Genomic DNA, 11,692 nt, shown 5'->3' with positions numbered 1-11,692 from the left:
GAGAACATGCCGATCACCTCGGCGCTGAACAACCTCTCCGGGCAGTACTTCACCGACCCCAACCTCGTCGCCGCCGGCGCCCTGCTCACCGCGATCCCCACCCTGATCGTGTACTTCGTGCTCCAGCGGCAGTTCGTCAGCGGCCTGACCCTGGGCGCCAACAAGGGCTGACCCGCCCGCACCCGAAAGAGACCACCGTGAAGCACACCCTGTCCGTCCCCGGCATCGCCTACGGCGGCGACTACAACCCCGAGCAGTGGCCCGAGGAGGTGTGGGTCGAGGACATGCGCCTCATGCGCGAGGCCGGAGTGAACCTGGTCAGCGTCGGCATCTTCTCCTGGGCCCTGCTGGAGCCGTCCGAGGGCCGGTTCGACTTCTCCCGCATGGACAGGATCCTGGACCTGCTCCACGAGAACGGCATCGCCGCCGACCTCGCCACGCCGACCGCCGCCCCGCCCGCCTGGTTCTTCCGCGCCCACCCGGAGGCGCTGCCGGTCGACGAGAGCGGCCGTACCCTGTCGTACGGCAGCCGCCAGACGTTCTGCCCGTCCAGCCCCGCCTACCGCACCGCGGCCCTGCGCATCACCCGCGCGCTGGCCGAGCGTTACGCCGGCCATCCGGCCCTCGCGATGTGGCACGTGCACAACGAGTACGGCTGCCACAACGCCGCCTGTTACTGCGACACCAGCGCGGTCGCCTTCCGGCGCTGGCTGCGCACGCGGTACGCCGACGACCTGGACAGGCTCAACGACGCCTGGGGCACCACCTTCTGGAGCCAGTGGTACTACGACTGGGACGAGATCCTCCCGCCCCGCGCCACCGGAGCCGACCCCAACCCGGCCCACCGGCTGGACTGGCGCCGCTTCTGCTCCGACGAACTGCTGGCGCTGTTCACCGCCGAGCGCGACGTGCTCCGCCGCGCCGCCCCGGACGTCCCCGCCACCACCAACTTCATGGTGAACTTCAGCGTCGACGCCCTCGACTACTGGCGCTGGGCACCCGAGCTGGACATCGTCTCCAACGACCACTACCTGCGCTCGACCGATCCCGAGCCGGAGATCGACGTCGCGCTCTGCGGCGACCTGGTGCGTTCCCTGGCGGGCGGGCCCTGGCTGTTGATGGAGCACTCCACGGGAGCCGTGAACTGGCAGCCCGTGAACCGGGCGAAGGGGCCCGGCGAGATGCGCCGCAACGCGCTCGCCCACGTGGCCCACGGCGCCGACGGCATCGCCTTCTTCCAGTGGCGGGCCGCGAAGGCGGGCGCCGAGCAGTGGCACTCGGCGATGCTGCCGCACGCGGGCACCGACAGCCGGATCTGGCGGGACGTCGTCCGGCTCGGCGCCGACCTGCGGGCGCTGGCGGAGGTCCGAGGCAGCACCAGCCCCGCCCGGGTCGCCGTCGTATGGGACTGGAACGCCCGCTGGGCCCTGGAACTGCCCTGCCAGCCCAGCCGTGAACTCCGCTTCGCGGACCTGGTGCGACGCTGGTACGAACCGCTGTGGAGGGCCGGTGTGGCGGTCGACTTCATCCGCCCCGACACCCCCGACCTCGACCGCTACCGGCTCGTCCTCGCCCCCAGCCTCTACCTGGTCGACGACACCGCGGCGGCCGGACTCGCGGAATTCGTCGAGCGCGGCGGCACCCTGGCCGTCGGCTTCCACAGCGGCGCGGTGGACGAGAACTGCCACGTACGCCTGGGCGGTTACCCGGGAGCCTTCCGGGAGGTCCTCGGCGTGCACGGCGACGAGCCGTTCCCCCTGCTGCCCGGCGACTCCGTCGGCCTGGCCGGACAGGTCCCGCCGGACGCCACCGCCGGTCTCTGGACGGAACACATCCGCCTCGCCGGGGCGGAGTCCGTCGCCAGGTACGCGGACGGAGTGCTGGCCGGCGTCCCTGCGATCACCCGCCACAGCTACGGCAGCGGAACCGCCTGGTACCTCGCCACCCAACCGGACCCCGCCACCCTGGCCGCCGTCCTGGAACGCATGCGCCAGGAGGCGGGCGTGCGCCCGGAGCGCGAGGTGCCGCCCGGCATCGAGGTGGTCCGGCGGTGCGGCACCGACGCCGACTACCTCTTCCTGATCGACCATGCCGGCCAGGGCGCCGAGATCCCCGCCGACGGTGTCGAACTCCTCACCGGCAAACCGGTCACGGGCTCGGTCAGCGTCCCCGAGGGAGGAGTCGCCGTCGTCCGGGAACCGGTGACCGGTTTCCGAATCAAAAAGTGAAATCGAAACGGAATTCCGCCCGTTGTCGACCGGGGCTTTTTGCCGTCGCTTTTACCCGCGGCACTTCTTCGCTTCGGGGCGTTGATTTACCGTGGATACATGGAAAAGACAGCAGAGTTCTACGTAGTGAAACGCGGTGACACGCTCAGTAAGATCGCCGCGATGTTCCGTGTGACACTGGACCAGATCCTCGAATGGAACCCCCAGATCACGGATCCGGATGTCATCTTCCCCAAACAGCGGATCCGTGTCGCTCCACCGCACTCGCACCATGACGACGAGTTCGAGCCGTTTCCGGGCACCGACTTCTTCCAGTCGTCCGTGAGCAGCCCGGTCATCGAGGCCATGGGCTACCGCCTCATCGAGGAGGACTGCTCGGCGTACGCCGAGGGCCCTGACTCCCAGTGGAGCGAGGCCGACCGGAAGTCGTACGCGAAATGGCAGCGCAAGCTCGGCTTCTCGGGCCGCGACGCCGACGGCACGCCCGGCCCGAAGTCCTGGGAGAGGCTGCACGTGCCCGCCGTCTACGAGTGATCGGCACCGCTCCCGGACGCCCCGCGCCCACAGCGTGGCGCGCCCGGGCCAGGACCCGCATCGACTATCTCGAAGCGCAGCTGGAACACGTGAGCGTCGGGCCCTGCCCGGAAGGCCGCATGACCCTCGTCGAAGGAATGCGGAACCATTTGGACAGGGCCCGGTACGCCGCGGACGAGACATTCGGCTGGCGGCGCCCGTGGTCGGGGTCGGCCGCTCGCGAGGGCGTCTGGTCGAATGTGCGCAGCGCCGAGGTGTTGCTGCTTCAACTGGTTTCCGACGAAGAAGCCTCCGGCCGCGCCGGCGAGGTCATGGCGCTGGTCAAGGACCATCTGGACATCGACGACCCACGACGGGTCCGATTCGCCCGACGGCTCCGTTCCATCATCTCCGGCCAGACGACCCCGAGCGACCGGAACCTCATGATCCGGGCCCTCGACGCCGCCTACAACGCGCTGGACGACGAACTCGCCCGGGTGCGCAGCCTGCGCAACATCCTGTGGACCGCGACGTTCCTCGTCCTGCTCGGTGTGGCGGGCCTCGCCGTCTACGGCTGGTTCCACCCCCAGTCGCTGAGCCTGTGCTTCGCGCCCAAGGTCAGCCCCGGCGACACGAGCGGCATCGACGTCGTGTGCCCCACCGCGGAGCATCACAACGTGCCGGCGGGCACCCCCGCCAGCGCCCTGGCCCGGCCGAGGGACATCCTCACCGTCGAGATCGCCGGGCTGGCCGGCGCCACCCTCACCGTCATCGCCTCACTGCGCCGCATCCGGGGCACCGACGCCCCCTACATGCTGCCGCTGGCGTCGGCCGTGCTGAAGTTCCCCACCGGCGCCCTCTCCGCCTTCCTCGGGCTGCTGCTGATCAGGGGCGCGTTCGTCCCGGGCCTCAGTGACCTCGACAGCAGGGCGCAGGTCCTCGGCTGGGCCGCGGCCTTCGGCGCGGCACAGCACCTGGTGACCCGTCTGGTCGACGACCGGGCCCAGATGACGCTGTCGGAGGTGGGCAGGACCACCGAGGCGGTGACCGACCCGGAGCGGGCCGCCGTGCGGGAGAGCGGCGCGGCGGGCGGGCCCATGACCCGCGCGGTGCCGACGGCCTTCCCGGACGGCACGGGCAGGGACGAGGAGCCGCACGAGGCGGCGGCCCCGGACGACGGGGACGGCGAGACGGGCCCCGACGGGCTGCCGCCGCCTCATCGCCGCAGCGGCGCGTGAGCCGTCTCCGGCAGCCGCAGGTACACCACCGACGACACCAGGCAGATCACCGCGACGTACCACGGGAACAGCCCCGAGTGCCCCTGCTCCTTGAACAGGGTGCCGACGTAGGGGGCGGTGCCGCCGAAGAGGGCCACCGTCAGGGAGTACGGGAAGCCGATGCCGGCCGCGCGGACCCGGGGCGGGAAGACCTCCGCGTTCACGGCCGCGCTGATCGAGGTGAAACCGGTCAGCAGCACCATGCCCGCGCACTGCACGAGCAGCAGCACGGCGAACGAGTCGCGCAGCGTGTGCAGCAGGGGCACGGCGAGCAGCGCGAAGCCCAGGCCGAAGAAGAGCAGCAGGGGGCGGCGGCCGAAGCGGTCGGAGAGCAGCCCGCCGAGCGGCTGGAGCAGGGCGAAGAAGGCCAGTGAGATCGTGCCCGCGAGCAGCGCGTCCGACTTCTCCACACCCGCGTTGAGTTCGGCGTACGTCGGCAGGTACGACGTCCATGTGTAGTAGGCGATGGTGCCGCCCGCCGTGATGCCGCCGATGAGCAGCGACTCGCGCGGATGCCGGCGCAGCGCCTCGAACAAGCCCGGGCGCGGGGCCCGCTGCTGTTCCTCGCTGCGGGTCTCCTCGGCGCCCTGCCGGATCCAGAAGCCGACCAGGCTCAGCACGGCCCCGAGCACGAACGGCACCCGCCAGCCCCAGCCGTTCATCTGCCCGTCGCTCAGCGTGTCCACGAGCAGCGTGGCGATGCCCGAGGCGACCAGCTGCCCCACGGTCGTCGACACGTACTGGAAGCTGGAGAACAGCCCGCGCCGGCCGGGCCCCGCGGACTCGACGAGGAAGGTCGTCGAGGCCGCGAACTCGCCGCCCACCGACAGGCCTTGCAGCAGCCGCGCGAACACGAGGACCACCGGCGCCAGCACGCCCGCCGCCGCGTACGTGGGGGTCAGCCCGACCAGCAGGCTGCTGCCGCCCATCAGCAGGATGGTGACCGTCAGCGCGGCCCGCCGCCCGTGCCGGTCCGCGACCGCGCCCATCAGCAGCCCGCCGACCGGGCGCATGAAGAACCCCACGGCGAAGACCGCGAACGTGGACAGCAGCGGCACCAGCGAGTTGTCCGCGCTCTTCGGGAAGACCTGGGCGGCGATGTAGGTGGCCAGAAACGTGTAGGCGTACCAGTCGTACCACTCCACCGCGTTGCCCACGGAGGCGGCGAGGAGCTGGCGGACGGGCCGTTCGGTGGGCGGGGAGGCCGTCTTCGTCTCTGTCACGTCCATGACCCTCCCCTGGTGCAGGCCCGGCACACCTCACGTACCGGCGACTTTCACACCCCTGTCACGCACCCCTTCCTTGCCGTTTGGTGTCCCTGAAACACTCCTTCCGCGCAGATTCCGTCACGTTCCGGCCATCCCGCACCTCAGGATGAGAGGTCTGTCCTTCATGTCCGAAGTCAACCGGCGCCGCTTCCTCCAACTCGCGGGTGCCACCACGGCGTTCAGCGCGCTGTCCGCCAGCATCCAGCGCGCCGCCGCGCTCCCGGCCAACCACCGCACCGGGTCGATCGAGGACGTCGAGCACATCGTCGTCCTCATGCAGGAGAACCGTTCCTTCGACCACTACTTCGGCACCCTGAGAGGCGTCCGCGGCTTCGGTGACCCCCGCCCGGTCACCCTCGACAACGGCAAGCCGGTCTGGCACCAGGAGAAGGACGGCAAGGAGATCCTGCCGTTCCACCCGGACGCCGACGACCTCGGCATGCAGTTCCTGGAGGGCCTGCCGCACTCCTGGCCCGACGGCCAGCAGGCCTACGACGGCGGCAAGTACGACCGATGGGTGCCCGCCAAGGGCACCACGACCATGGCGTACCTGACCCGCGAGGACATCCCCTTCCACTACGCCCTCGCCGACACCTTCACCGTCTGCGACGCCTACCACTGCTCGTTCATCGGCTCGACCGACCCGAACCGCTACTACATGTGGTCCGGGTACACGGGCAACGACGGCACCGGCGGCGGCCCGGTCCTGGACAACGCCGAACTCGGCTACGGCTGGACGACCTACCCCGAGCGCCTGGAGCAGGCCGGCGTCTCCTGGAAGATCTACCAGGACATCGGCGACGGCCTCGACGCGAAGGGCTCCTGGGGCTGGATCGAGGACGCCTACCGCGGCAACTACGGCGACAACTCCCTGCTGTACTTCGACAAGTACCGCGAGGCCAAGCCCGGTGACCCTTGGTACGACAAGGCCCGCACCGGCACCGACGTCAAGAACGGCGACGGCTACTTCGACCTGCTGCGCGCCGACGTCAAGGCCGGCAAGCTGCCGCAGATCTCCTGGATCACCGCCCCCGAGGCCTTCTCCGAGCACTCCAACTGGCCCTCGAACTACGGCGCCTGGTACATCGCCCAGGTCCTCGACGCCCTCACCTCCAACCCCGAGGTCTGGTCGAAGACGGCCCTGTTCATCACCTACGACGAGAACGACGGCTTCTTCGACCACGTCGTGCCGCCGCTGCCGCCCAGGGACGCCTCCCGCGGCCGGTCCACCGTCGACGTCACCCCCGACCTCTTCCCGGGCGACAGCAAGAAGACGGCCGGCCCCTACGGTCTCGGCCCGCGCGTGCCGATGCTGGTCGTCTCGCCCTGGAGCAAGGGCGGCTACGTCTGCTCCGAGACCCTCGACCACACCTCGATCCTGCGGTTCATGGAACGCCGCTTCGGCGTGCGCGAGACGAACATCTCGCCGTGGCGCCGGGCCATCTGCGGTGACCTGACGGCCGCGTTCGACTTCTCCCGCAAGGACGCGCGCCCGGCCCCGCTGCCCGGCACCGACGCGTACGAGCCGCAGGACCGCGAACGCCACCCCGACTACCGGCCGACCCCGCCCGCCGACCCGTGCATGCCCCGGCAGGAGCGCGGCCTGCGCCGCTCCCGGCCGCTGAAGTACGCCCCGCACGTGGACGCCTCCGTCGACGCGGCGGCCGGGAAGCTCACCCTCTCCTTCGCCTCCGGGCCGAAGGCGGGCGGCGCCTTCCACGTCACCTCCGGCAACCGCACCGACGGCCCCTGGACGTACACCACCGAGGCCGGCAAGACGCTCTCCGACACCTGGAACTCGGCCTACTCGGCGGGCTCCTACGACCTGACCGTGCACGGCCCGAACGGCTTCGTGCGCGTCTTCAGGGGCTCGAACAGGACGGCCGGCTGCGAGGTCACCGCCCGCCACCGGGGCGACGACATCGAGCTGACCTTCACCAACAAGGGCTCGGGCACGGCCCGGCTCAAGCTCGCCGACGGCTATGGCGGCCGGCCCTCGACCGTCACCGTCCGCCCGGGCGCGACCGTGCGGCGGACCGTCGACCTCGGCGCGAGCCGCCGCTGGTACGACCTGACCGTCACCGTCGAGGGCGACGCGGCCTTCCTGCGGCGGTTCGCGGGGCACGTCGAGAACGGCAGGCCGGGCGTGAGCGACCCGGCGATCATCACCGCGTAGCCGTGGTGAGGTGCCCCGGATCGTGCGGCCGGGGCACCAGCACCGGTTCGGCCGTCGCCGAGCCGGGCTCCAGGGCCAGGACGGCGGCCACCGGATGGTCGTCGTCCGCCGCTTCCTCCCGGGGTGCCGCCCGGCTGAGCAGGACCACGCCCCAGGAGGCCAGGCCCGCCCCGGCGAGCGCGAGCAGCACGCCCGCGGGGCCGCCCTGGAGACGCTCGCCCAGCAACGACAGGCCGATCACCGCGGCGGCCAGCGGGTTGGCCAGGGTCACCATCGCCAGGGGGCCGCCCAGGCCGCCCCGGTACGCCGTCTGCGACAGCAGCAGCCCGCCGGCCGCGAAGGCCGCCACGAGCAGCGCCACCCCGGCCACCTGGACGCTCAGCAGCGGACCGGTCCGGTCCGTCGCGGCCACCGTCACCGTCTGCGTGAGGGCCGAGGCGACGCCGGAGGCGATGCCGGACGCGCTCGCGTGCCGCAGCCCGGGACGGGCGCCCGGGCGGGACAGCAGCCCGATGAGGGCGGCCGTGGCGCCCGCCACCGCCAGCGCCTCCGGCACGCTCAGCACGTCGTCGGGCGCCGGGCCGGAGGCCGTGACCAGGATCGCGCCGAGGCCCAGCAGGGTCAGCGCGGTGCCCCTCCACTCGACCGCGGTGACCCGCCGGCCCGCCATCCGCGCCCCCAGGGGCACCGCCGCGACCAGCGTGAGCGCGCCGAGCGGCTGGACCACGGTCAGCGGGCCGTAGCGCAGCGCCACCACATGCAGCAGCGCGGCCGCCGCGTTCAGCCCGACGGACCACCACCAGGCGCCGCTGCCGAGCAGTCGGAGGGTGCCGGAGCCGGGGGAGCGGGCGGCGAGCCGCTCCTGGGCGACCGCGGCCGCGGCGTAGGCGACGGCGGAGACGAGGGACAGGGCGACGGCGACCAGCACGGCGTTCACCGGCCCGCTCCGACCAGCGACTGCTCGTCCCGCTGCGCGGGCACGAGACCGCTCTGCGGGCGGCCGGCCGTGGTCGCCGTGCGGTGGGGCGCGTGGATCACGGCGAGCGCGAGGCCGAGCAGGGCCGTCGCCACGATCGCGTCCAGCCAGTAGTGGTTCGCGGTGCCGACGATCACCAGCAGGGTCAGCAGCGGATGCAGCAGCCACAGCCAGCGCAGGCGCGAGCGGGTCGCGACGATCAGTCCGACGGCCACCATCAGCGCCCAGCCGAAGTGCAGCGACGGCATCGCCGCGAACTGGTTCGACAGCGTGTCGGTCGCGGGATCGCCGTACACCGACGGCCCGTACAGCCGCGCGGTGTCCACCAGGCCGGTGGCGGCCAGCATGCGCGGCGGGGCGAGCGGGAACAGCAGGTGCCCCGCCAGCGCGGCGGCGGTGACCGCGGCCAGCACCCGGCGGGCCCAGACGTAGTGGGCCGGGCGGCGCAGGTACAGCCAGACCAGGAACGCGGCGGTGGCCGGGAAGTGGACGGTCGCGTAGTAGGTGTTCGCGAGGTGCACGAGGCCGTCGCCGTGCAGCAGCAGGGACTGCACCGCCCCCTCGCCGGGCAGATGGACCGCTCGTTCGAAGTCCCACACGCGGTGCGCGTTGCGGAAGGCCTCGCCCGTGTGGCCCGTGGCCAGCTGCCGGCCGAACTTGTAGACGAGGAAGAGCCCTGCGACGAGCAGGAGCTCCCGGACGAGCGGCGGTCGCGCTATCGCGTCGGACCCCGCCGGCGCAGGCTCGGTGCGGGCATTCATCCCCCGGCCCCTTCGGTGACGGTGGTGCTGTTATCGGTACGAGGTCGTACCGATACGGCAGTGTACCGATACGGCCGCGTACCGGTACACTGGCGTATCGATAGATGTACGACACACCGCCGGCCGGGAATTTTCCGGCCGCCCGACGAAGGCCAGGAGCACCGCCCATGACGTCGCAGGCTGCGGACCGACCCGAGCAGGTCGGTTCCTCGCGCCGCTCCAAGATCACGCCGGAGCGTGAGCAGGAGTTCTTCGACGCCGTGCTGGAACAGCTCCGCGAGTGCGGCTACGACTCCCTGACCATGGAGGGGATCGCCGCCAGCACCCGGTGCAGCAAGTCCACGCTCTACCGTCAGTGGAAGACCAAGCCGCAGTTCGTGGCGGCGGCGCTGCGCTCGCACCGGCGGACGCGCTGCGTCGACACCGGCTCGCTGGCCGACGATCTGCGCGCCGCGGCGCGGGCCATGGGCGACCTGTCGGGCCGGGACACCAAACTCCTCCAGGCGCTCGCCCACGCCGCCACCCAGGACCCGGAGCTGCAGCGCGCGCTGCGCGAGGCGGTGGTCGAGCCGGAGATCGCCGCGTTGCAGGGGATCATCCGGCGCGGGGTCGAGCGGGGTGAGGTGCCGGCCGACCACCCGGCGCTGGAGTACATCCCGGCGCAGATGCTCGGCGTGCTGCGCCTGCGGCCCGTGCTGGAGGGCGAACCGGCCGACCCGGACTACCTGGTGCGTTTCGTGGAGGCCGCCGTGCTGCCCGCGCTGGGCCTGACCTGAGACCCGGGCCGCCGTCCGCCGGATGACCGGACGGTGACCCGATCGCGCCGACCCGTGGGGACGGGGGCGGCGCGCACCCCCCGGCCGGGTGGGGTTCCCCCGTGAGCGGCGGGGGCGCCCCACCCGGCCGACCGGTGCCGGGGGAGCGCCCGGGACGGGTCAGACGTCCTGGCCGCTGCCGCCGTCCGTCGACACCTTGATGCCCTTGGTGATGTCGTCGAGGACGGACTCCTTCTGGTCGGCGTCGACGCCGAAGCGGACGACGACCATCTGCCGCGCGTTCGCCGGGGAGGGGAACGCGAGCGACTCCACGATGCCGTCGGCGCCCTTGCTCGTGACGGCCTTCCAGCGGACCAGGTAGCCCTTCTGGCCGGCGACGGTCACCGCCTCGGAGGCCAGCACGTCGTGGGAGGTGATGCCGCCGTAGGACTTGCCGCCGTAGGACTCCTCGGCGTTCGCCGCGATGTCCGCCTTGGCGATCTCCTCGGGGGTGTCGCCCTTGGTGCCCAGGGCGAGCGCCGGTGCCGAGTAGGCGCCGCCCTTGGTGCAGGTCGAGGAGGTGTCGCCGGGGCACTTGTAGGAGTCGTCGGACGTCACCTGCGCGCCGACCGTGAGCTCCTGGCCGTACCAGCCCTCCGGGATGGGCAGGCTGATCCCGCTGACCGCGTCGGTCACGGACCCGCTCCTGACCTTCGGCGGCTCGGACTGCCGGGGCTGCCCGGGCTGCGGACTCTGCCCGCCGGAGCCGCCGGAGCCGCCGGAGCCGCCGGAGTCCCCAGGGCCTCCGGATCCCCCGGATCCACCGGATCCACCGGAACCCCCGGACCCGCCCGACCCTCCGGTTCCGCCCGGCCCGCCGAACGGCCCGCCCTGGCCGCCCGGTCCCTGCGAGGAGGCGGTACCGCCGCCCGAGCCGCCGTTGTCGGTGAGCGCGTACACGCCGACACCGATGCTCGCGAGCACGACGACGGCCACCCCCACGGCTATCCCGGTCCGCAACCGCCGCCCCTGGCCGGCCGGAGGCGCGGCGGGGTAGGCGGGGTACGCGGCCGCCGGATACCCGGCACCGGGCGGATACCCGACCCCGGCCGCGTTCCCGGCGGCCGCCGGATACCCGACACCGCCCGCGTGCCCGACGGCTCCCGCGCCCGCGGGGGCACCGGGGTACCCAGCGGCTCCCGGCTGCCCGGGAACTCCCGGGGCGCCCGGCCCGACCGGCTGTCCGGCACCCCCTGGATACGCGGGTGCTCCCGCTGCCCCGGCCCCGCTCGCCTGCCCGGCGGCCCCCGGCTGTCCGCTGCCGGTCGGCACTGTCTCGCCGCTGCTCGCCTGCCCGGTGGCCCCCGCCTCTCCGGCGGCTCCCGGCTGTCCGCTGCCGGTCGGCACTGTCTCGCCGCTGCTCGCCTGCCCGGTGGCCTCCGGCTGTCCGGCGGCTCCCGGCTGTCCGCCGGCGGTCGGCACTGTCTCGCCGCCGCCCGTCTGCCCGGCGGCCCCCGGCTCTCCGGCGGCTCCCGGCTGCCCGTCGCCGGTCGGCACTGTCTCGCCGCCGCCCGTCTGCCCGGCGGCCCCCGGCTCTCCGGCGGCTCCCGGCTGTCCGCCGTCGGTCGGTGCGGCCTCCTTACCGCTCGGCTGTCCGGCTTGCGGCTGCCGCGCGCCGGTCGACTGCTTCGTGGAAGCCGTTTCGGGCGTGGCTCCCGGGGGCGGGTCCGCGGGCGCG

At 72.8% G+C, this 11,692-nt stretch carries 9 protein-coding genes and 1 pseudogene; 6 read left to right on the top strand and 4 right to left on the bottom strand.

The annotated features are described in order from the left end of the window. The 4 genes and pseudogenes from ABZ948_RS18575 to ABZ948_RS18555 all read left to right on the top strand — a co-directional run. A pseudogene (locus ABZ948_RS18575) lies at nucleotides 1–171 on the top strand (carbohydrate ABC transporter permease); the annotation flags it as partial. 26 nt (nucleotides 172–197) lie between these two features. Next, nucleotides 198–2,228 (top strand): beta-galactosidase, encoded by a 2,031-nt coding sequence (locus ABZ948_RS18570; RefSeq protein WP_359760781.1) that lies wholly within the window; start codon nucleotides 198–200, stop codon nucleotides 2,226–2,228. 99 nt (nucleotides 2,229–2,327) lie between these two features. Next, on the top strand, nucleotides 2,328–2,762 hold the full coding sequence (locus ABZ948_RS40930) for a peptidoglycan-binding protein (protein ID WP_389617037.1): 435 nt from the start codon (nucleotides 2,328–2,330) through the stop codon (nucleotides 2,760–2,762). 149 nt (nucleotides 2,763–2,911) lie between these two features. Next, the gene (locus tag ABZ948_RS18555; RefSeq protein WP_359760779.1) at nucleotides 2,912–3,979 is read left to right on the top strand and encodes a hypothetical protein; all 1,068 of its coding nucleotides are present in this window, start codon (nucleotides 2,912–2,914) and stop codon (nucleotides 3,977–3,979) included. Here the strand turns inward: ABZ948_RS18555 and ABZ948_RS18550 are convergent. Further along, a complete protein-coding gene (locus ABZ948_RS18550; RefSeq protein ID WP_359760777.1) occupies nucleotides 3,958–5,247 on the bottom strand; it encodes an MFS transporter in 1,290 nt (429 codons plus the stop codon). The two genes, ABZ948_RS18555 and ABZ948_RS18550, sit on opposite strands and share 22 nt — an antisense overlap. A gap of 163 nt (nucleotides 5,248–5,410) precedes the next feature. Between ABZ948_RS18550 and ABZ948_RS18545 the strand changes: the two genes are divergently transcribed. Beyond that, nucleotides 5,411–7,462: a phosphocholine-specific phospholipase C gene (locus tag ABZ948_RS18545; protein ID WP_359760775.1), complete on the top strand. Its 2,052-nt coding sequence runs from the start codon at nucleotides 5,411–5,413 to the stop codon at nucleotides 7,460–7,462. On the opposite strand, the gene ABZ948_RS18540 is transcribed toward ABZ948_RS18545, so the two are convergent. Both ABZ948_RS18540 and ABZ948_RS18535 read right to left on the bottom strand, forming a co-directional pair. After that, entirely contained in the window at nucleotides 7,452–8,399 is a 948-nt protein-coding gene (locus ABZ948_RS18540) for a DMT family protein (RefSeq protein ID WP_359760773.1), read from the bottom strand. The genes ABZ948_RS18545 and ABZ948_RS18540 overlap by 11 nt on opposite strands. Beyond that, nucleotides 8,396–9,199, bottom strand: a complete 804-nt coding sequence (locus tag ABZ948_RS18535; RefSeq protein WP_359760771.1) for a phosphatase PAP2 family protein — start codon at nucleotides 9,197–9,199, stop codon at nucleotides 8,396–8,398. Before ABZ948_RS18535 ends, ABZ948_RS18540 begins: the two co-directional genes overlap by 4 nt. Nucleotides 9,200–9,366: 167 nt before the next feature. Between ABZ948_RS18535 and ABZ948_RS18530 the strand changes: the two genes are divergently transcribed. Beyond that, nucleotides 9,367–9,975 carry a TetR/AcrR family transcriptional regulator gene (locus ABZ948_RS18530; RefSeq protein ID WP_359760769.1) on the top strand — a complete coding sequence of 203 codons (609 nt, stop codon included), beginning with the start codon at nucleotides 9,367–9,369 and terminating at the stop codon, nucleotides 9,973–9,975. Nucleotides 9,976–10,134: 159 nt separating this feature from the next. On the opposite strand, the gene ABZ948_RS18525 is transcribed toward ABZ948_RS18530, so the two are convergent. Then, on the bottom strand, nucleotides 10,135–11,361 hold the full coding sequence (locus ABZ948_RS18525) for a hypothetical protein (RefSeq protein WP_435857529.1): 1,227 nt from the start codon (nucleotides 11,359–11,361) through the stop codon (nucleotides 10,135–10,137). Between the last annotated feature and the right edge of the window lie 331 nt (nucleotides 11,362–11,692).

It is taken from the genome of Streptomyces olindensis (assembly GCF_040645895.1).
Classification (GTDB): domain Bacteria; phylum Actinomycetota; class Actinomycetes; order Streptomycetales; family Streptomycetaceae; genus Streptomyces; species Streptomyces olindensis.
This window is presented reverse-complemented; position numbering and strand designations above follow the sequence as displayed.

Coding starts and splice junctions, on each gene's coding strand:
- ABZ948_RS40930 (WP_389617037.1), top strand. CDS start 2,328: ATGGAAAAGACAGCAGAGTTCTACGTAGTGAAACGCGGTGACACGCTC.
- ABZ948_RS18535 (WP_359760771.1), bottom strand. CDS start 9,199: ATGAATGCCCGCACCGAGCCTGCGCCGGCGGGGTCCGACGCGATAGCG.
- ABZ948_RS18545 (WP_359760775.1), top strand. CDS start 5,411: ATGTCCGAAGTCAACCGGCGCCGCTTCCTCCAACTCGCGGGTGCCACC.
- ABZ948_RS18530 (WP_359760769.1), top strand. CDS start 9,367: ATGACGTCGCAGGCTGCGGACCGACCCGAGCAGGTCGGTTCCTCGCGC.
- ABZ948_RS18550 (WP_359760777.1), bottom strand. CDS start 5,247: ATGGACGTGACAGAGACGAAGACGGCCTCCCCGCCCACCGAACGGCCC.